This window comes from Agromyces sp. CCNWLW203 (assembly GCF_036576125.1).
In the GTDB taxonomy this organism is placed as follows: Bacteria; Actinomycetota; Actinomycetes; order Actinomycetales; family Microbacteriaceae; genus Agromyces.
Genome location: NZ_JAZHYX010000001.1, coordinates 152,068 through 172,934 on the forward strand (window position 1 = coordinate 152,068; position 20,867 = coordinate 172,934).

At 64.1% G+C, this 20,867-nt stretch carries 16 protein-coding genes; 8 read left to right on the plus strand and 8 right to left on the minus strand.

Annotation, left to right across the window (positions count from 1 at the left end; translation table 11 throughout):
• Nucleotides 1–31: 31 nt before the first annotated feature.
• On the minus strand, nt 32–901 hold the full coding sequence (locus tag VPH61_RS00715; RefSeq protein ID WP_332061599.1) for a hypothetical protein: 870 nt from the start codon (nt 899–901) through the stop codon (nt 32–34).
• Between the two features lie 167 nt (nt 902–1,068).
• On the minus strand, nt 1,069–3,663 hold the full coding sequence (locus VPH61_RS00720; RefSeq protein WP_332061600.1) for an ATP-dependent Clp protease ATP-binding subunit: 2,595 nt from the start codon (nt 3,661–3,663) through the stop codon (nt 1,069–1,071).
• A 189-nt stretch (nt 3,664–3,852) separates the two neighbouring features.
• Between VPH61_RS00720 and VPH61_RS00725 the strand changes: the two genes are divergently transcribed.
• Nucleotides 3,853–5,157, plus strand: coding sequence for an AAA family ATPase (locus VPH61_RS00725; RefSeq protein ID WP_332061601.1), 1,305 nt, complete (start codon nt 3,853–3,855; stop codon nt 5,155–5,157).
• Between the two features lie 57 nt (nt 5,158–5,214).
• Nucleotides 5,215–5,793, plus strand: a complete 579-nt coding sequence (locus tag VPH61_RS18840; RefSeq protein ID WP_442879056.1) for an RloB family protein — start codon at nt 5,215–5,217, stop codon at nt 5,791–5,793.
• A gap of 199 nt (nt 5,794–5,992) precedes the next feature.
• On the opposite strand, the gene VPH61_RS00730 is transcribed toward VPH61_RS18840, so the two are convergent.
• Nucleotides 5,993–9,796 (minus strand): hypothetical protein, encoded by a 3,804-nt coding sequence (locus tag VPH61_RS00730; RefSeq protein ID WP_332061602.1) that lies wholly within the window; start codon nt 9,794–9,796, stop codon nt 5,993–5,995.
• Between the two features lie 325 nt (nt 9,797–10,121).
• Complete coding sequence (locus VPH61_RS00735) at nt 10,122–11,855, minus strand: ATP-dependent nuclease (protein ID WP_332061603.1); 1,734 nt, start codon at nt 11,853–11,855, stop codon at nt 10,122–10,124.
• Between the two features lie 43 nt (nt 11,856–11,898).
• Here VPH61_RS00735 and VPH61_RS00740 point away from each other — a divergent pair, with 43 nt between their 5' ends.
• Nucleotides 11,899–12,777: an SDR family oxidoreductase gene (locus VPH61_RS00740; protein WP_332061604.1), complete on the plus strand. Its 879-nt coding sequence runs from the start codon at nt 11,899–11,901 to the stop codon at nt 12,775–12,777.
• 106 nt (nt 12,778–12,883) lie between these two features.
• Nucleotides 12,884–13,210 carry a hypothetical protein gene (locus tag VPH61_RS00745; protein WP_332061605.1) on the plus strand — a complete coding sequence of 109 codons (327 nt, stop codon included), beginning with the start codon at nt 12,884–12,886 and terminating at the stop codon, nt 13,208–13,210.
• A 448-nt stretch (nt 13,211–13,658) separates the two neighbouring features.
• Here VPH61_RS00745 and VPH61_RS00750 read toward each other — a convergent pair whose 3' ends face one another.
• A complete protein-coding gene (locus tag VPH61_RS00750) occupies nt 13,659–14,648 on the minus strand; it encodes a hypothetical protein (protein WP_332061606.1) in 990 nt (329 codons plus the stop codon).
• A gap of 46 nt (nt 14,649–14,694) precedes the next feature.
• On the opposite strand from VPH61_RS00750, the gene VPH61_RS00755 reads away from it, so the two are divergent.
• Nucleotides 14,695–15,591: an SDR family oxidoreductase gene (locus tag VPH61_RS00755; RefSeq protein ID WP_332061607.1), complete on the plus strand. Its 897-nt coding sequence runs from the start codon at nt 14,695–14,697 to the stop codon at nt 15,589–15,591.
• A 25-nt stretch (nt 15,592–15,616) separates the two neighbouring features.
• On the opposite strand, the gene VPH61_RS00760 is transcribed toward VPH61_RS00755, so the two are convergent.
• Nucleotides 15,617–16,264 carry a winged helix-turn-helix transcriptional regulator gene (locus tag VPH61_RS00760; RefSeq protein ID WP_332061608.1) on the minus strand — a complete coding sequence of 216 codons (648 nt, stop codon included), beginning with the start codon at nt 16,262–16,264 and terminating at the stop codon, nt 15,617–15,619.
• Nucleotides 16,265–16,367: 103 nt separating this feature from the next.
• Between VPH61_RS00760 and VPH61_RS00765 the strand changes: the two genes are divergently transcribed.
• A complete protein-coding gene (locus tag VPH61_RS00765; RefSeq protein WP_332061609.1) occupies nt 16,368–17,846 on the plus strand; it encodes a DHA2 family efflux MFS transporter permease subunit in 1,479 nt (492 codons plus the stop codon).
• 59 nt (nt 17,847–17,905) lie between these two features.
• Here VPH61_RS00765 and VPH61_RS00770 read toward each other — a convergent pair whose 3' ends face one another.
• Nucleotides 17,906–18,355: a hypothetical protein gene (locus VPH61_RS00770; RefSeq protein ID WP_332061610.1), complete on the minus strand. Its 450-nt coding sequence runs from the start codon at nt 18,353–18,355 to the stop codon at nt 17,906–17,908.
• A 246-nt stretch (nt 18,356–18,601) separates the two neighbouring features.
• Here VPH61_RS00770 and VPH61_RS00775 point away from each other — a divergent pair, with 246 nt between their 5' ends.
• Together VPH61_RS00775 and VPH61_RS00780 are read left to right on the plus strand one after the other, a co-directional pair.
• Nucleotides 18,602–18,850, plus strand: a complete 249-nt coding sequence (locus VPH61_RS00775; protein WP_332061611.1) for a helix-turn-helix domain-containing protein — start codon at nt 18,602–18,604, stop codon at nt 18,848–18,850.
• Entirely contained in the window at nt 18,843–20,081 is a 1,239-nt protein-coding gene (locus tag VPH61_RS00780; RefSeq protein WP_332061612.1) for a HipA domain-containing protein, read from the plus strand. Before VPH61_RS00775 ends, VPH61_RS00780 begins: the two co-directional genes overlap by 8 nt.
• A 110-nt stretch (nt 20,082–20,191) precedes the next feature.
• On the opposite strand, the gene VPH61_RS00785 is transcribed toward VPH61_RS00780, so the two are convergent.
• Nucleotides 20,192–20,863, minus strand: coding sequence for a molybdopterin-dependent oxidoreductase (locus VPH61_RS00785; protein WP_332061613.1), 672 nt, complete (start codon nt 20,861–20,863; stop codon nt 20,192–20,194).
• Nucleotides 20,864–20,867 lie beyond the last annotated feature (4 nt).

Genomic DNA, 20,867 nt, shown 5'->3' on the forward strand with positions numbered 1-20,867 from the left:
CGCCCGGCCCGCGAAGGCCGGGCATTCGTGGTCATCCCCCGATGCAGTTCGGATCGCCCTCGCCCATGCAGGTCGGGCCGCGGGGCGCGTCGGCCGGGGGCGCCTGCTCGGGGAAGAACCGGTCGGCCGGAACCGGCGCCGCGACCGCGATGATCAGGCCGAGGCAGCCGACGATGCACGACGTGATGATGAGGCCGCGCCGCCGGCTGATCGCGGCGAAGACGATGGCACCCACGTAGGCGACGAGCGTGAGCGTAGCCGTGATGAGGTACCGGTCCTCTTGCGCCTGCGTCACCACCACCGGCGAACCCCACAGCGTGAAGTACGTTTCGAAGGTCTGCCAGGCGAGCACGAGGGTGAGCAGGCCGCCCAGGGCGAGCAGCCCGCCCGCGATCCTCGCGGACCATCGCCGTTCCCGACTGAGGAACGCCGCGGTGAACGCGATGCCGAGCGCGACGACGACGGTGAGGATTCCGGCGTCGATCCACGCGATGCCGTTGCCCAGTACCGCGCCGAAGCCGAAGCCCGTGAGATTGGGGATGCTCCGCACGGTGGTGGCGACCAAGATGGCGACGGGCGCGGCGAGCACGATCAGCGCCCATCGCCCGGGCCGGCGCATCGACCTCAGCCCGAACTGCACGGCCACGATGAGCCCGACCCACACCAGCAGGTTCAGGTCGAAGACCATCGCGACGAGAGGAAGAACCAGCGCGCCGGTCGCGCCCGTCCCTTCTGAGGAGACCACCAGCAGCAGCACGCCCAGTAGGCGAAGCACGATGACGGATGCCACGAGCACGACGGTCTCGATGATGCGCGCCCTCAGCTCGAACGCCGGCCGGTCGGGGGCGACCGCACCGGTGGCGCCGGTGTCGTCGTCGGCTTCGGGTAGGGCGCCGCTCATTCGTCAAGCATGCATCGGTCGGCGCGTTCCCGCATCAGGGTCGCCCCCGAATGCCGTCGCAGCAGCCGAAGACGACGACGGCCCGGTCCTCGTGATGAGGACCGGGCCATTCCAGCTCGTGGGGTTTCGAGACGGCGCTGGCGCGCCTCCTCAACCCGCTGTGTGGGTTACGCCGCTTGCGGCACCGTCACGGTCGCACGGGGCACGGATGCCACGACGAACTCGCCGCCCGAGGCATCCACCGTCACGCCCTCGCCGTCGCCGAGCGCACCGCTCACGAACAGGTCGCTGATGCGGTCGTCGATCTCGCGCTGGATGACGCGGCGCAGGGGCCGGGCACCGTACTCGGGCTCGTAGCCGCGTTCGGCCAGCAGCGACACCGCGGCATCCGTCACCTCGAAGGCGACCTCGCGCGCGGCGAGCCGCTTCTCGGTCGCGCCGAGCATGAGGCGCACGATCTGGGCGAGCTGCGGCTCGTCGAGCTTCTGGAACAGCACGATCTCGTCGATGCGGTTCAGGAACTCGGGGCGCATGGCCTCGCGCACCTTGCCCATGACGCGCTGGCGCACGTCGTCTTGCGACGCGAAACCAGAGCCATCAGCGGATGCCACGAAGCCGAGCGCACCCGAACGCGACGCGAGGAACTCCGAACCGAGGTTCGAGGTCATCACGATCACAGTGTTGCGGAAGTCGACCGTGCGCCCCTGGCCGTCGGTCAGGCGTCCGTCGTCGAGCACCTGTAGCAGCAGGTTGAACACGTCGGGGTGCGCCTTCTCGATCTCGTCGAACAGCACGATCGAGTAGGGGTTGCGCCGCACGCGCTCGGTGAGCTGCCCGGCCTCGTCGTAACCGACATAGCCGGGAGGGGCACCGACGAGTCGCGACACGGTGTGCCGCTCGCCGAACTCGCTCATGTCGAAGCGCACGATCGCCTGCTCGTCGTCGAAGAGCGACGACGCCAGCGCACGCGCCAGCTCGGTCTTGCCGACACCCGTCGGTCCGAGGAACAGGAACGACCCGACCGGGCGCTTGGCGTCGCCCATGCCGGTGCGGCTGCGGCGCACGGCCTTGGCGACGGCGGTGACCGCGTCGTCTTGACCGATGACGCGCGCGTGCAGCTCGCCCTCGAGGTCGCCGAGGCGCTCGCGCTCGCTCTCGGTGAGGCGGTTCACCGGAATGGCGGTGGCCCGCGAGATCACCGCGGCGATCTCGGCCTCGTCGATCACGGTGCTCTGCTGGTTGAGGAGGCCGTCCGCGGCCGTCTCGAAACCCCCCTGCGAACGAGCAGTCGCCTCGTCGAGCTTCGCCTGCACCTTCGAGATCTCGTCGCGGATGCGCGAGGCCTCTTCGTAGTGCTCGGCGCCCACGGCGGCGTTCTTGTCGGCCTCGAGGTCGGCGAGTCGCGCGATGAGCGCGGAGACATCCGTCTTCATACCGAGCTTCAGGCGCAGACGCGCGCCGGCCTGGTCGATGAGGTCGATGGCCTTGTCGGGCAGCACGCGGTCGGTGAGGTAGCGGGCGCTCAGCTCGACGGAGGCGCGCAGCGCGGCATCCGTGTACTGCACGCCGTGGTGCTCCTCGTAGGCGGGCTTCAGCCCGTGCAGAATCAGCACGGCGTCTTCGATGGAGGGCTCCCCCACGCGCACCGGCTGGAACCGGCGCTCGAGAGCGGGGTCCTTCTCGATCGCGCGGTATTCCTTGAGCGTGGTCGCACCCACGAGGTGCAGCTCGCCGCGCGCGAGGCGCGGCTTCAGGATGTTGCCCGCGTCGGTGCCGCCGTCGCCAGAACCGCCCGCGCCGACCACCGTGTGGATCTCATCGATGAAGATGATGAGCTCGCCCTTGTGCGCGGCGATCTCCTCCATGGTCTTGGTGAGGCGCTCCTCGAAGTCACCGCGGTAGCGGGTGCCCGCCAGCATGCCGGGCAGGTCGAGCGAGATGACGCGCTTGTCGAGCAGGGCCTCGGGCACCGACTCCTCGACGATCGCGCGGGCGAGGCCCTCGACGATCGCGGTCTTGCCGACGCCGGCCTCGCCGATCAGCACCGGGTTGTTCTTGGTGCGACGGCTGAGGATCTCGATGGTCTGCTCGATCTCGTCGGCACGGCCGATCACGGGGTCGAGCTCGCCGTTCGCGGCCAGCTCGGTGAGGTCGGTGCCGAACTTGTCGAGCATGGGGGTCTCGGAGTCCGCGGATTGAGGAGGCGCGCCAGCGCCGTCTCGAAATTCGCCCGCTTCGACCGTCTCGCGCATGCCCTGCGTGAGGGCCTCGGCGGTGACGCCGGCGCGTGCGAGCACCTGGCCGGCGGGGGCATCCTGCCCCAGCACGAGCGCGAAGAAGAGGTGCTCGGGGTCGATGTAGGTCGAGCCGGCCGAGCGCGCCACCTGGTAGCTGTGGAACAGCGCGCGGGAGGCGCTCGGCGTGATCGTGGCCGCGTTGATGTCGGCGGTGTCACCGGCAGCGGGCAGTCGCGCCTCGGTCGCGGTGATGAGCCGCTCGGGGGCGACGCCGATGCGGGCGATCGCCTGCGTGACGCTCTCGTCTTCGACGATCACGCGCAGGATGTGCAGGGCGTCGAGCTCGGTCTGGCCGCGCTCGAGCGCGAAGCGTCCTGCTTGACGCAGGATGCCTTGAGTACGGGCGGTCAGGAACCGGCTGAGGTCGATCGACCGAGCCTGACGCGCCTGCTCACCCGCGAGATAGCGGGCGAGAAACTCGTCGAACGAGCTCGCGCCGGCTTCGGGGCTGAAGTCTTCGGGCACCAATCCTCCTGGAGAGTTGAGCGGGGTACGCTCAAGTTCAACGCGGAGGGGGCGCGGGTATTCCCGAGGTCGCAAGCCTCGTCGAACAGAACCGGCCCGCCAGCTCGAAATTCCCTCGAGATCGCAGGGGAAACGGTCACAGGGGGCAAATTTCGTCGAAACAGAACGAAAATCGTTCCTTGCGTGCGGATGCAAGACTACGCTGGGCTCGTGCTAGTTCGTTTTGAGGTCAGCAACTATCGGTCGATCGCCTCACCGGTCGAATTGTCATTTGTGGCCATCGACCGCGACCGTCCCGAGGTTCACTTCCAAGAAAGTATCGGCGAAGGATTGCTCGCCGTCGCGGCCGTTTTCGGGCCCAACGCCTCGGGAAAGTCGAACGTCGTCTCTGCAATGGGCTGGCTTCGAGACGCCGTCCGGAACTCGGTTCGGTTCTGGGAAGACGACATCCCCACCGAGCCGTTCGCATTCGGGCCTGACAAGTTACAAACCAGCGAATTCGTCCTCGAGGCGATGGTTGACGGTGTGCGCTTCGAGTACAGGCTTGAACTAGACGCCGCGAAGGTCTCCTACGAAGCACTGTTCCACTACCCAGAGAAGAAACGTCGCCGAGTGTTCGAGCGTGACGACGCGGGCCTAAAACTACAGCGGGGCTTGGGTAGCCTATCCGGCACGCGCGAACTGCTGACTGATAGGACGCTGGCGCTTTCCGTTGCACGCCGTTTTGATGAACCTCTTGTGCGCAAATTTGCGCATGAGATCTTGCAGATTCAGACGCTGGGGCAGCTTCCCCGACGTCGTCGAACTGGTGGCGGCGCCTGGCGCAACCCAGTTGGATATATGTCGACAATGCGATGGTTCGACAACTTTGATCAACCAACGCTCTTTGACGATCTTGAGGTTGATCTAACGAACGGCCAGCGCGATGCCGCGCTCTCACTGTTGCGTCTCGCTGATCTGGGAATTGACGACGTAGTGATTGATGAAAGGAAGGTCGACTACCCGGATGGATCGAGTCCTCGACGCGAACGGAGAGTCCGGCTAGTGCACAAGACCGCGTCCATGTCGGCCCCACTCGATTTCGCCGATGAATCTGAAGGAACGCGAACCTGGTTCCACCTCATCGGGCCAGTACTCAGCGCGCTGCAAGAGGGGTCCGCTGTTGTCTTTGACGAGTTGGACGCGAGCCTTCACCCAACTCTTTCTGCTGAGCTGGTGAACATCTTCAAGAGCTCAGTCATGAATCCGTTTGGCGCGCAGCTCATCTTCACGTCCCACGACACAAGTCTTCTGAATCACTTGAATCGCGATGAAGTGTGGCTGACCGAAAAGCTGCCGGATGGTTCGACTCGGTTGGGGGCATTGGCCGAGTTTGCAGGAGAGAGAGTCCGCCGATCTCAGAACCTGGAGAGCGCATATCTACACGGCCGCTTCGGCGCATTGCCACAAGTCGATCAGGCCGCATTCCTGCGGTCCCTTGGCCTGATCGGCTGAACGGTGGGTAGACCGAAGAAGAGCCCATCACTAAAGCGGCGGGCCGGCACCCGCCCCGTGCGGAGAACGGTAGTTGTATTCACCGAGGGCAAGAACTCAGAGCCAGATTATGTGAAGGGGCTCATGGCGTTGCCTGAGGTCTCCTCGAACACCGCGCTTTCGCTGCAGATTCACCCCGACCACGGCGTACCTCTCACGCTCGTACGAATGGCATCGGATCGACTGGCGGAGGCAGAGGTTGACGAGTGTTGGTGTCTCTTCGACGTCGAATGGCCTAAGAACCATCCAAATTTGATTGAAGCAAGGGACCTTGCCCGACGGAACGGAGTGAAACTGGCGATCTCAAACCCTTGCTTTGAGATTTGGCTCATCCTTCACCACCGACCGCACACGAAGTTCGGGAATACGGGCGAAATAGAGAGCCTCAGTCGAAGGTTCGATGGCCGAGAAGGAAAGACCATTTCTGCGGAAGAGTACATGCCAGCCCGGAAGGAAGCGGCAGCCCGAGCAGTGGCACTCGACCGCCGTCACGAAGGCGATGGCACGCCGTTCCCTCACAACAACCCGTCGTCGGGGATGCATCTATTCCTGAGGTCGATCGAGCCGACTGACCAGCGCTCTAAGGCATCGATCTGACCTTCTCGTGTTGTGAAGGAACGTCTGGCCTGCCATCGCCCAGCGCTACGGGGCGCGTTGTGACCCCGCCGGCCTATCGTTGTCAACGGCGGTACAGATGCGCCTCTAACCCCCGCACCTCAACCCCAGCGAGGTTGTGGGGCCATTGCCCGCACTTAATCGCACGACCGTCGTCCGAGGGCCCAGACTTCCGCAGTTACTATCGAAGCCCTTGCTTGCGTCGTTCGGCTGAAAGATCCTCCCTCCGAGCATCTGCCTCGTATCTCTCCGCAATTCCCTCAAGCAACCGACGCGTAAGCGGCCATGACCTTGCTTCCTCGGCGTAGGCGCGATACATCTCAACCAACTGCCATTCCTGGCCGCCACCCTCATTGAGATCCCTTGACGTGATCCCGCGGGAGTTGAACATTCCTGTCGCGATTCCGCGCATGATCTCATCGCTCGCAAGATGTTCAAGCAGATCACGAAGCGCCGGGGAGAAGGGTGAGCCGTCCTCGTTTCGGGGTGCATGACTCAGGAGCTCGCCGATCTGCAGGTCGCCGATGACCACACGGTCCGCCACAGCAAGACCGGTGCGAGCCGTGGAAATCCAGCGCTCTAGCGCTGGCACATCGTGGCTGCGGTCAATCTGGACTCCGGGGACTTGGTCGCAGCTCCGCAACACCTCCCATGCGCGTCCAGCGACAGCCCTTTGCTGCTCAGTTGATTCATCGATCTCGTCAGGTTCCGCACCGTCCGCACTCTCGCCCAGCCCGGACTCAGCGGAAGGGACACCGTGCGCTGGGCGGAAGCAGGCCACGACCAACTCAACAAAGAACTCGGGATTGCTCCTGATCTCAGCGTGCAGGGCTGGCGCGCGGCCATCCAAGCTGGAGAGTGGCAGCAACTGCCACTCAAGAGCCACGACCCGCTGCGGCGTCAGATGATCGCGATGCTCGGACAGCGCGGAAAACACTCGTTCCAACTCGTACTGCTGCAGGTTTTGGATCTCCGGGTCCGGCTCTGGTTTAGCCAGTAGAGCCTCGAGCGCCGTCGCGAACAGTTCGGCGGTCTCTTCATCCGCCGGCCCTTCACGCAAGTACAGCAGATTGAGCATCAGTGCCGCGACCGGGCGGCCAGCATCGACAAGGTTCCAGCCCGCTGCCTTCGCTTGCGAATACTCCTGGCCCAAGCCGAAGTAGTTGAAGTTCTGCCAGTAGATCTCTGAAACCTCCGGAGCAAGGCTGTCCAACCGCCGCTGCGCGTCATCCTGATCGGGCAAATAGCGCAGTAGGAATGCCTGGATAGCCGCGGCCGGGAAGTCTTCCAATAGCTGGTCGACGAGCGAGGGTTCTTGGCGCAAGCGCACAGAAAACAAGCCAGCCGCGAGCGACGACACAGACGTAGATTCTCCGGGCAGCATGACAAGTACGACCCGTTCAACGGGAGCCTCGGTGTTGCCCAAGGAAAGGCCGACCAGCCAGGGATCGACTTGGGCTGCAAAATCGATTACTCCTTCAAGTCCACCGGCCGAGAAGATCTCCTCGACTGCTGACCTGCGGCGTGCTGCCACCTCCGCCTCGAACGCTCTCAAGTCATCGCGTCGGCCTAGATCGCCGAGCGTGATCCACGCTTGCTTGAAGAGCCACCGGTACTTGAGCGATGGCTCTGACGGCTCGACACGATCGCGAAGAGCTCCTATTTCCGCAAGCTCTGCGGCTGACAGCGCCCAGGCCGCGTCGGCGTACTCTTTGTGTTTTGCGACGAACTCTCGCAGCGACTCGTACACCAGCGCCCTGTCCGACGCGCCCCAGGCAGGAGCGACAGCGGCGAGCTTGTTGGCGAACTCAACTCGAAAATCTGATCCGAAGTCGTTGAGCCGCGGGACGACGGCGAGGGCGAGACTAGACGAGAGATCGAATCTTTCGATAAGGGCATCCGAAATGTGATCGAGCGCCTCACGAATGGCTCCGTTGGTCATCGAGACTTCTGCTCGCCAGTCTCGAAACGTTGGGCCCGAATGACTCATTTGCCACCCGTGGCCATTGGGAACCAGTTCCAGCAAGACCGCCGCAGCATCCTCACCTCGATCAACGACTAGGTCGATACAGCGAAGCCGTTGCTCGAGTCGCGCGCTTGTTTGCGGACTCCACACACTCAAAATGCCCAGAAGACTTGCACGCGGTCGATTCGACAGTTCGCCTCCGGGGTCGAGAGCATCGAGAGCGACAAGGATGCGAACAACATCGTCAACGAAGTCCGGCGACCACGCGAGCGCCTCCAATGCCCAAAGAAACGAGCTGTGGGGCGAGCTCCGGCCGAAGATACCCTGATTCGCCTCCGAATCTTGAAACATCTGAGCGTGAATTGGGGAAGCACCCGTAAGACCGGCGCGCATCGCTACGAGGAACTCCTCCGGCGCTCCTTCCGCGAGAAGGCCAACGACGTCCGTTAGCGATGACCACAGCTGGTATGTGTAGTCGCCGTTTGCCGATTCAAAGATCCGTCTAGCCAGCATCCGCGCAAAGTCGGAGTGCCTGTTCGAGGTCCCATTTATCACTGAATCGCTCGCTCCGGCCAATGCAACGTACTCCGCGAGCCCCCTGCGCAGCGAGGGGGAGTGTGGACGAAACACACCATTGAGCGAAGCTTTCCATCGCTCGTCTGGGTCAAGTTCGAGGACCGGGTCGGTGGCCTCGAACACTTGAAGGGCGCCCCCTTCCACGGCACGCAGGTCCTCCATCGTGAGTGATCCAGCGAGAAGAGACCACGCGTCCTCCCGGGCGACCACGTACCATTCATCTTGTACGACGTCCAAGAACGGCATGTCGTCGCCAGTTCGAAGCGTTTGAGCTTGAAACAACACCTGGGAGTAGGGCTCGCTAGCGATCGCCTCCAGAATTGCGCGGTCGCCGACCTGCTCTGATCTCCAGGAACCCGTCAAGGACAATCTGCGGACCAATGGCCCCGGCGAGATCGCCCACGCGGGTGTGTATAACCCCGGCACCACGGCAAGTCGCCGGCGAAGCGCAAGCAAGCTGCGCCTGGCGAGGTAGCCGAGTTCCGTAGCGCTGGGCTCGCCCGCGAACGCTCTGGCCACAGCGTCTGAGCTAAGTCGCTCAACCTCGATAGCGGTTGAGTCACCGGGAGGCGCGAGTACCAAGAGTTGATGGGGGTGATTCACCGGTAGGTCTCGCGCAAGGCTCGGGTCGGCCAACAAGATGATCAACGGTGAGGGCTGGGCGACAAGTCTTTCAAGACTGTTGTAGTCGTGCACCACGAGCGTTCTTGCCAGCAAGGTTTCGGAGACCGCTTGATCGGAGACAGTCAAGGAGGCGGCTACAAGGGCCATTGCTTCCTCTAAACGCAACCCGCCGCCGATGGACGTGACTCGCGAACCGGCAGCGATCCGGTCGACCAGTGCCTTCATAGAGTCAGCGCGGCCGGCAAGAACGATCTCGATGCCGAGCGAAGGCTCAGTGGAAGGAATCCACGTGTCCGTCCACCACTCCCGCAACGCCCGCACGCCGGGCATTGCCTTGCCGAGCTTTGCCGCGAGCCATGCAGTGGTCGCGGGTGCCGACTCGAGCCAGAGATGCACTCGATCTAGGTTGTAGGCGCGGACCTCCCGCCAGCGGCGCAGTTTGTTCTTGTCGCCAGCCCATGTTCGAGACTTAGTCCAAGGTGCAAGGATCACCTCGACGTAGGTGCAATCTCGCGCCCTAGTTCCAGGCGGCCCCTTCGTTCGCTTGCTGTAGTCATCGTTGGCCTTCGTGTCATTGCCACCAACGGATAGTTCCCATACGGATGTCCCACCTGGAACATGCGTAGTGACGCCGCTCGTGGTCGCCACACCGTCGAACCCGGCAGCCGCAACCCCGGATTCGCCGGGCATGTCCAGGTCCAACAATCCAGTGGCGGTCTCGGCTATCAAACGACGAATGAGGATGGGCAAAGTGAGATCGAAACCAGCACTGGCCGAAGCGGCACGTAGGTCGTCGCGATCGATCGGAGGCCAGGTCATATTTGAGAACTTAGATCCGACGTCGGAGTTGCCGCTAGTCCTCGTTTGCGTCCTACCGAACTGGAGCCGGGGGGTCTACAGGTAATGCTCGCTCCCACCACCGACATGGAAAGCGATGCGAACGGCAAGACGCCTTCAGGCTTTGGTTGCGGACGCTCAACACCCAAGGGCCAGTGCGCACTGGGCGGCTTGCAAGGCGCATGTTGGGGCCCCTGTCGCTTCCGCAGAACAGCCGGCGGCCGTGCGGCCCCTCGTCGGGCGCAGTGATCCCCGCTCGTTGACGCGTCGTCTGCGCGACCGTATGGATGGGGCGAAACAGCGGAGCCTAGCCAACTGTCGAAGAGTGCGTTGCTGAGGCGGGGGGCTCGTGCACAACGATCGAATCAACAACGCCCTTGAAGAAATCGCGCGCAGCGTCGCCGTCGCTTCGTTCGTGGAGCCGCCGCTCTAGTACCTCGGCGAGCCAGGCTGGCCCATGGCCGCCCGCCGCCGGGACAAAGTCCTCCATCTCGCCAACAGCGACAAGGTGTATTTGGATATTGCGAAGTCGCTTTAGCAATCTGATAGCGGCGTTGTACGCGTCGCCCTTTGGTAGCCCGGCTAGCCCGGAGTTCTTTACTCGATCCCAGCCATTCTCGATCTTGAGCGCTTCACGCACGGGCGAAAGCCCCTTCGTTGTGACCTCGGCGACAGTTTCAAACGCGGTGATGACAGCTTCTTTCATCCCGGCGACCGACGGGGTTCGGGAGTTGGATGAAAGTGCGCTGTTTAGGACCCTCCAATCGGCTTCAAACTCCGAGAGAGTACCCCCAGCCTTAGAGATCAGTCTCGAGAGCATCGTCCAATCGTTAAGTACGTCGAAATCGCCGATCACCGCGACCGGCACGCTAGCCGCCCTCAGCGCCTCGACCCCCACATGGAGCCGGTGCTTTCCTCCACAACTCGTGAAGAGAATGTCCGGGCGGCGCGTTTCAGTCTCTGCGAGGGCAAGTGTGTCGCGGATTGATGCAAAGAACTTGCAGTCCGCGTCGGATTCGCAAATGACGACCGCGTCAGTAAACAATCCGTCAAGCAGGTTGGAGTATCGAAGCAGCGGATCACTCCACAACCTCCGAACCGCATCGTTGTCGAGGACAGCTGCCTCATTGTGGGCGCCATTGCGACGTAGGCGGACAACAGTTGTCGGTGCAGGTCCTTCAAGAACACCGTGTACGACTTCGGAGCTGTGAGTGCTAAGAAAAACAGCACGCCCCAAAGCAGCAGCGTCTTCCGAAAGCAGCTTTGCCAAGAAACGAGCCTGCGGCGGATGAAGGAACGCTTCAGGCTCGTCAACAAGTGAAATCGTCTGGTGACCAGTCATGATGCCAAGCAGGAGTCCAATCATCGACCGGACACCGTCGCCCTGATCGTGCAGCAGCGGGAGCTTCTGCACTGCGTCAAGATAGGCCTGGTCGGGCCGCGGGCTGTCGGGCGGGTCAATCTCGCCGACACGCAGCGCCCACTGCGCACCTCCCGCCCAAACATCAAGGATCAGCCCTTGGTCGAAGGCTTCCCTGCTGATTGCGTCGAGACGCACTTCTAGGTCGCGGCGCAAGTACAACCTGTGCAAGGCGTGAGTCGGGTCCTGTTCATACAAATTCAGTGCGTTCGTTGGTCGGCTGGCTTGCAGACGGCTCTCGGTGTCCGCATGCAAGACGAAGTAGCCAGCAACGATCTCCTTCGATCGCCCACCCCACCAGCTCAATACGTTCGAGAGGTCCTGTGTGGTGCCAGCACCACCGAGCTTCACCTTGCCTGCCCCACCGGACGCGCTCATAATCGATCGATCTTCAGTCAGCCTGGCTAACAATTCGTCGACCGACCCGACGTAGTCCACTCGCGCATCACTAACGACGACACCTCGGTCGTTTCGGGAGGTGACAAGCGAAGAGATGTCCCGCAGGACTTGACTCTTCCCCGCATTGTTTGGGCCAACAAAGAGGACGACGCCGTTCTCCGGTACTGCGACCGTCGTGCCGTCATTTACCGTGAGCGTGCGGACTATGGTGCCTGCGGTCATACCCGCGACCATATCGGAGCACGAAGTCCCTAGCCTTGCAGGCATGCTCCTTTCGTCCCGCACCGCGATCACCGGCGGCACCGGGTTCGTCGGGCGCCACCTGGCCGAACGGCTCGGGCCCGAGGCATCCGTCATCATCTCTCGCCGCACCGGCGTCGACACCAGTGACGTCGACGCGCTGACGCGAGCGTTCGAGGGGTGCGAGGTCGTCGCGCACTGCGCGGGCATCAACCGCGAGATCGGCGACCAGACTTACCAGCGGGTGCACATCGAGGGCACCGCGAACGTGATCGAGGCGGCCAAGCGCGCCGGGGTGCGCAAGGTCATCATGCTGAGCTTCCTGCGGGCGCGGCCCGACTGCGGATCGCCGTACCACGAGTCGAAATGGGCGGCCGAAGAGCTGATCCGCGACTCGAGCCTCGACTACACGATCCTCAAGGCCGGCATGATCTACGGACGCGGCGACCACCTCATCGACCACCTCAGCCACACCGTGCAGACCCTGCCGGTATTCGCGACGGTCGGCTTCCGCGAGAAGCCCATCCGGCCCATCCCGATCGACGACGACGGTGCCAAATCATACGCAACGAGCGCCCACCCCAGTCCGAGGCACACGGCAAGGAAATTGGACCCGTCGTCGCGTCATCGGGTCCACAGTGGAGACTGGTGGGGAGGAACCCGCTGCAACGAATCCGTGAGATCGGCCAGCGATGAACAAGCAACGAGTCACTTCAATTGCCCTAACGGCCACATTCCTGCTTACGCTGTCCGCATGCTCCGGCCCCACACAGGGCGATGCGCCGGCCGACCGCAACGAGGCCTCGCCGTCGGCGGAACCCACAGCAACAGTCGACCCCGGGCCAGTACAGCTCACAGAAGAAGAGGCCGCAGAGCGATACCTGAATATTGTCTGCCCCGGTAACGCGGCATCCGCGGCACTCACTGCCGCATTCAAAGCCAGCGAGGACGAGTTTCTCAACGGGGGCTCGCCAGACCCGGCTGGCGTCAAGGCCGCCGCGCAAGCAAACATGACATTGTTCCAGACCCAGGCGGAGCTACTCGAGGACGATTACTTCCTGTGGCCTGAGGCGATTGCCGCGCACATCTCCACATTGCGAGACTCGGACGTTGCATCACTCGGCACTCTAAGCATCATGGTGAACGCGCCGGACTACCAGACGGCCTACTACGCGACCTGGCCCGATATGACGATGCCTCAAGCCGCTGCCCAGGAGATTCGCTTTCAACTCGGTATCGGTGCGGACACGCAAGCGACGTGTGTCGGCTACGAAGGTGGCCATGAAGTGTTAATGGCTGAACGGAGCGAGCGTCAAGACGCGTTGTCGGGTGATTAGATGCCCGCGCACATGCCGTCGCCAGACTGCCGAGCCATTGAGAGCATCTGTAGATGCAATCATGCTGAGCTTCCTATGGGCGCGAACCGACTGCGGGTCCGCGTACCAAGAGTCGAAATGGGCAGATCAGGAGCTGATCCGCGACTCGGGTCTCACTAGACGATCCGCCAGGCCAGCATGATCGACGGCCGCCGCGGCCACCCATACATCAATGTTCAGTTGCGACTGAACTCGACGACAAGCGACTGAACTCAGGCTGCGCCGCCGACGACCAAGCCCATCACCCGGTCAACACCCCCGCTCATCGGGGTGGCGTTCAGAACGGCGGAGGCCATCGGCAACCCATTCACCCACCGATCGGGTCGTCACGAGAGTGCCTCGCCAATCGAATAGCACCGCTCGGAAGCTCATGATGGCCAGCCTATGAGCAGAGGCTTGTCACTCCGTCTCACTTCCTCGCCGCGCGAAGCCGCACCCACCACCGCGACGGCGGGATCGGGGTTTCAAGTTCGACAGCCCTGAGTTCGTATCGCTCCGCGAGCACGCTGTATCGCTTCGCTGACTCCTGAAGTGCCCATCCAGCGAGCGCGGCGAGAATGACGGCGGCCGGCAAGAGGCCTGTCCACCGCTCCGAGGGCAGTTCCCACATCAGTTGCACGGAGTTGGCGATGAAGGCGCTTGCAACGATGAAGATCCCCAGGCCGAACATCTGCAGACTCTTCGCCTTCTGCCGTGCAACATGGGCATAGTTCCGTGCCTCGTCTGCTTCGAGGATTTGGATCACGAGGGGCTCGTTCCACATGGGCGATGCTCGAGGCTTGACGACCACGAGGTCCTGCTGCTCGGGCGTCAGGCCAGCAAGAAGCGGCTGCTTGCTCGAACTGCGGATTCGTCGCAGTCCAACGCAAGCCATGACTCCAGCGGCGACCAGAGCACCCTGGATGAGAAGCCAGACAACATACCCGCCTGAAAACTCGACAGATGCCGTCGAGATGACCGCGACAACCGCGACAGACCACAGCAGCGCCCATCGGCCCGTGTGCGATCGCAGCAGCGCCCGAACCTGTCTCTTTTCGAAGCGCTCGGTATCGAACACGCTGATCGAATTCACCACCAGTACGGCCCCGAACAAGACGATCAGGAATGAGATCTCCAGCGCAACATATGCGAGCGTCACGACCATAGTGGCGATGTCAACCCAGAGCTTCGAGGCTCCACTTGTTGCAACGCCAATGCCCGCCACAATTGACGCGCCAAGCATCACAGCCGTGATGCACACGATCACGATGGAGAGAATGAAGGCAGATGTCAGAGCGCCGGTTGGCACCGCTGCCAGCCGCTTACCTCGAATAGCAAACGCCATTGACATATCCCCCTTGGTTTGCCGATGAATCCTTGCGACGTGATTGTCTCCTGCCCCACCGTCGCTGTCGCCCAAGGCTTCATCTTCAGAGACACGCCCGAACGCAACCTAGACTCGCCATATGCCCCACCCGCGCACCGCGATCACCGGCGGCACCGGGTTCGTCGGGCGCCACCTGGCCGAACGGCTCGGGCCCGAGGCATCCGTCGTCATCTCTCGCCGCACCGGCGTCGACACCAGTGACGTCGACGCGCTGACGCGAGCGTTCGAGGGGTGCGAGGTCGTCGCGCACTGCGCGGGCATCAACCGCGAGATCGGCGACCAGACGTACCAGCGGGTGCACATCGAGGGCACCGCGACCGTGATCGAGGCGGCCAAGCGCGCCGGGGTGCGCAAGGTCATCATGCTGAGCTTCCTGCGGGCGCGGCCCGACTGCGGATCGCCGTACCACGAGTCGAAATGGGCGGCCGAAGAGCTGATCCGCGACTCGAGCCTCGACTACACGATCCTCAAGGCCGGCATGATCTACGGACGCGGCGATCACCTCATCGACCACCTCAGCCACACCGTGCAGACCCTGCCGGTATTCGCGACGGTCGGCTTCCGCGAGAAGCCCATCCGGCCCATCCAGATCGACGACCTCACCGACATCCTCGCTGCCGCGATCGACGGGCGGATGCCGCGTGAGACCGTCGCGGTCGTCGGCGCCGAGCAGCTCCTGCTGTCGAAGGTCGCGCGGCGCGTGGCATCCGTTCTCGGACGCCGCGTGGTCGTGGTGCCGTGGCCGGTGTGGGCGCAGTACGCGCTCGCGCAGGTGACCGAGTGGACCATGAAGGTGCCGCTCGTCGCGAAGGCCCAGGTGCGCATGCTCGCCGAGGGTGTGACGGATGCCTCGCCGCCCGCGGCATCCGTGCCCGACGACCTGCGGCCGCGGCGCATGTTCACGGCGGAGCAGATTCGGGCGAGTTCGCCTGAGGCCGGCGGGTTCGGGTGGAGGGATCTGCGGGTCAGTCGCTGAAGCCCGGCCTCTTCTGTCGCGCTGATCAGCTCTCCGAGAAGAGCCCTGCGAAGCGTTCGACCGCGGCAAGGTCACCCTCGACGGTGAGCTCGCCGGAATGCACCAGTTCAGTCACCGAAACTTCGCCCGAGACCAGCGAGTCCAGTTGGCGGGGCGTGGCCTCGAGGACGGCGTCGGCATGTTCGGCAGCGCCGCGGGCCAGGTCGATCCGGCCGTCGTCGACCACCGCCCTGAACCGATACCCGTCGAGCCGCAGCTCGTACTCGGCGCGGAGGTCGCCTGCTGCCTTCGGATCGAAGAGCGCTCGCAGGGAGAGGATCACCGAGTCGACCCCGATGGACGCGTCGGGCTGCGATGGGGTGTTCTGCACGCCCCAGCGCCCGAGGTCGACGATGACGTGCTCGAGGCCACGGCCACGATCCGTCAGCTCATAGACCGAGGAGCCGGCGGGCGGCTCCAGTTGACGGCGCAGGATCACCCCGGATGCTTCGAGTTCGCGCAGGCGCTGCGACAGGATGTTCGCGCTGACCCCCGGCAGGCCGGTCCGCAGGTCGGTGAAGCGCTTCGGGCCGAGCAGGAGCTCTCGAATCACGAGGAGCGCCCACCGCTCTCCGACGATGTCGAGCGCGCGGGCGATACCGCAGCCGTCGTCGTATGTGCGTTGTCCAACCATTCACCCAGCCTACGCGTTAGGAGCACAAAGCAACCTTTAAGTTGTTATTACTAACTCATGAGTTGTAAAGTCGCACCAACGAGCAACATCGAGGTGACACATCATGGGCAACCCGATCAGTGCACTCACACCTGCGGCCGACCCGGCGGCGCCGGATCCACGAAGATGGCTCCTCCTGGCCGTGCTCGGCAGTGCGTTCTTCGTCGTGATCCTCGACGGCACGATCGTGTATGTCGCCGTGCCGCAGATCCAAGCGCAATTGGGGTTCACGGAGGCCAGCGTCCAGTGGGTGCTGAGCACCTATCTCCTGACGTTCGGCGGCCTCCTCCTCTTCGGCGGCCGCCTGGCCGACCTGCTCGGCCGACGACGCATCTTCATGATCGGCATCGCCCTGTTCGCTGCCGCTTCACTGCTCTGCGGGCTGGCGTGGTCAGCTGAGGCACTGCTCGCGTTCCGTGTAGCGCAAGGTGCCGGCGCGGCCATCATGGCCCCGACCGCGCTGTCGCTCGTGCTGGTCACGTTCGCCGAAGGCCCCGACCGGAACCGGGCGTTGGGAATCTGGGGCGGCATCGGCGGGGTCGGCGGAACAGCGGGCCTCCTGCTCGGCGGCCCGATCACCGCCCATTGGGGATGGGAGTGGATCTTCTTCATCAACGTGCCGATCGGCATCACGCTGCTGGTGCTGTGCCGGGTCTTGATCCGTGAGAGTCGCAACCCGGCCCTCCCCCGCACCTTCGACGTGGCCGGCGCGGTGACCGTCACCCTGGCACTCGTCTTGATCGTCTATGGAATCACCGAGGCGCCGGCCACCGGCTGGGCGAGCCCACGCACGTGGGTCGTCTTCGCCGCCTCGGCTGCGCTGATGGCGGTCTTTCTCGTCATCGAGAAGCGTTCGAGAGCACCTCTGGTGCCGTTGCGCATCTTCCGCTCCCGTCGCCTCGTCGGCGGCAACATCGTGCTGCTGGTGGCGGGCATGACGGTTGACGGCGTGCTGTTCATCCTGACGCTCTACGCACAGCGGGTGCTCGGCGCCTCGGCCGTGCAGTTCGGCCTGATGACGGCGGTCATGACGGTGATGTCGGTCGTCGGCTCATTCGCGGGACAGTTCGTCGTTACGAAGCGCGGGTTCCGGCCGGTCGCTGCGACGGGGATGGCGCTCATCGCGGCAGGGAGCCTTCTGCTGACCCAGCTGGCCGTCGACGGCGGGCTCTTCCGCAACGTGTTCCTCGGGCTGCTGGTCTTCGGCACCGGCCTTGGAGCCGCCTTCGTCGGCGCACAGGTCGCAGCCCTCTCGGGCGTACGCGACGGAGAGTCCGGCCTTGCCGCCGGCATCGCCGACACCTTCTTCACGATCGGCGGAGCATTGGGCTTGGCCGTGCTGTCGACGGTCGCTGCCTCACGCACCGCGACGGTGCTCGAAACGGGCGGGGTCGGTCCAGCCACGGCGATGACCCAGGGGTTCCAGAGCGCATTGCTCGTCGCCGTCGGTTGCGCGCTTCTCGGCCTGCTGGCCGCGCTCATCCTTCTCGGGACTCGTCGGGTGGCGGGTACCGATCGCGCACGACAATTGTCGGCGAAGTGATCGACGCATCGTGGGGCTCAGGTGCGCATGAACTGCGGGTCAGCCGGTGAGCGCAGGGCTCAGTCTCCGAGCGAAACGTGCACCGGCTCGTATCGGAAGGGCCCGGTGCACTGGCCGAATATCCCAGTGCGTTCCACAGTCACGGGAATCTCGAACTCGTCGTCGACCAGGGTGCGAGTGCCATCGGTCACGACGAGTCGCAACGTCTGTGCGGAACCGTCGCCGTATACGTCCGGCCCCAGATACGGCGCTTCCTGCGGCACGGCCCACTCACCACGGACCTGATCGACTTCGGCAGGCTCGCACTCCGCACCGAAGCATGCCGTCACCACCGCTGACCCCGGTGATGCGGGTTCGAACTCAACCACGGCCGGACCGTTGTACCCATAGCCGATCGCCGGACAGGCGTCGAGCACTACGCCGCCAACGCAGCCGGTCAGGGAGAAACCTGCACTCACCGCGAGCGCCGCACACAAGATCGCCCGGGAGCGGGCTGCTCGAACACCCATGATCGGATACTGCCAGTGTCCGGCACTCGGGTCATCACCTCGCGCAAGACGTTATCGAGGAGTAGCCGGAATGTGACCGAAACGCGACGCGACTCCCCAACTTTCCGTCCGCCTCGCTCGTTCACCGAATGGGGTGCTCGACTTCTGGGCCGAGCCTGATTCAAATACGAAAACGTAGTCACCCTCGTTGACTACGAAAACGTAGTTCGGTAGCCTCATTACATATTTGTAATGAGGAGGCAACGCATGAAGTACCGCGGACGCGTGCCCAACGCCGAGTCGCTCGGCCTCATGCTGCAACAGGGCCGGCGCGCGCGCGGCCTGAGCCAGCGTGAGTTGGCTGCCGAACTGGGACTCACGCAGCGTTGGGTCTCCGAGATGGAGGCGGGCAAGCCGGGCAAGCTCACCGAGCGACTGTTCGCGATGCTCGATGCCACCGGCGTGCGCCTCTACGCAGAACTCGACGTGCCGAAGCCAGGCGGCGACGATGCCTGAACTCGTGGTGGAACTCTACGGTGAGCCGATCGGACGACTCACCGGCGCCGGCTGGCGGCGATACGACTTCGAGGCCGACAGCACGGCCGTCCGCCGACTCGGTCTCGGCAGCACCCTGATATCGACATCCATTCCGCTGGTGCCGTTCGGCAATCGGTCGCACATCGCCCGGCGGCGAAACTTCTTCGCGGAGCTGCTCCCCGAGGGCGACCTGCTCGCCGACCTCGCCACGCAGGCCCGATTACCCGAGTTCGACGTGCTCGGCCTGCTCGCCCGCTACGGTCGCGATGTCGCGGGTGCACTCCAGATCTACGATGCCGATGCACCCGGCGAGCCGCGCACTCCGTACACCACGCGTGTCGATCGAGCCGAGATCGGGCGGCTCCTGCGAAGCCCGGTGGCGCTCCCGCTCGGCAACGACCTCGCGACCGGCAAGACCTCGCTGAACGGCGTGCAGCCGAAGATCGTGCTCGCCCTCATCGACAACCACTGGCTTCGCGTGCACGACGGGTTTCCGTCGACCCACATTCTGAAGCCCGAGGTCGCCAGGCATCCGACGATGATCTTCGACGAAGAGTACGGCGCGCGCATCGCCCGAGCGCTCGGTCTCGCGAGCTACGACACGTGGCTCGACGACTTCGACGATGTTCCGACCCTCGTCATCGAACGCTACGACCGAGCGGTCGACGCCCCGACCGGCCGCGTCCACCAGGAGGACATGTGCCAGGCGCTCGGGGTTCCGCGATCGCAGAAGTACCAGGAGCAGGGCGGCGGCGTGACGCTCGACCGCATCCACGCGCTGGTGCGGATGCACGCCGAGGCAGATTCCATCGAGCGCCTTGCCAAGACGGTCGTGCTCGCCGTCGCCATCGGCAACGTCGACCTGCACGCGAAGAACCTCGCGCTGCTGCATCCGTTCGACGCTGCTGCCACGTTGGCGCCCGCGTACGACACGGTGCCGTTGCGCCACCAGCCGAACGACGGCCGCATGGCGTTCGCCGTGAACGGCGTCTACCGGCACGCCGACCTCACCCTCGCCGATCTCGAAACGCACCTCGCCGCTTGGTCGCCCACTGCGGCAGAACTCGTGCGCCCGACGCTCGAGCAGATCGCGCTGGTCGTCGACGTCGAACAGCCCGATCCGAGAGCACACCCGCAGGTGCGCGAAGACATCGCCGCATTCACATCGCGATTGCTTGACGGAGGCCGCGTCGGCGACACCACTGCATGACACCCCTCCTATGCACTCGGATCACTGGGAATCGACGTCACCATCATCGACGAATAGGCCGTGACGGATGCCGCGCAGTCCGCTGCATCCGTGCCGGAGGAGCTGCCCTGCTACTTCAGCGGCGGAGCCGGCAGCTTCACGACCAACCGGTAGACCTGCCGCGTCAGCCACGACGGCAGATGGCGTCGGCGCTCCTCATGTGCGACCCTCGCGCGCCGGTGAGGTCGAACCGCACTCAATGCTCGTTGCACCGGCTTCCACGGGTGGTAATAGCCGACAGGCTCGGATCGGTACAGCTCGATTCGGCAGAGGTGCTTGGTGCTGATGTAGCCGTACTGACGGGGGCTCACGAGCCGCACTGGCGCGCCGTGCTCCGGAGGAAGGGGCTTGCCGTCGAGCCGGTCGGCGATCAGCACGTCGTCGGCGAGCGCGTCCTCGAGCGTCACGATCGAACGGTAGTCGTCGAGTCCGACGAAGACGAGGTATTCCACCCTCGCGCCCTCGGCGAGCGCGGGCTCGATGACCAGCTGGTAGAAGTCGCGGAACAACACGCCCTCCCATCGCAGCGCGATCGCCGACCAGCCGGCAACGCAGTGGAAGTCGGCGTCGACCTCGCGGTGAGGCAGTCGGGCCAACTCGTCCAGGTCGAGGGAGACACGGCGAGCGAGCTGCCCGCTCACCTCGACGTTCATGCCCTCGGGCGCTCTCGGTGGCGGACTCACCCGGTCGATGCCGAATCTGGGGAATCCGCGAACGGCACGCTGCCCGGGCGGAAGATCCATGGAT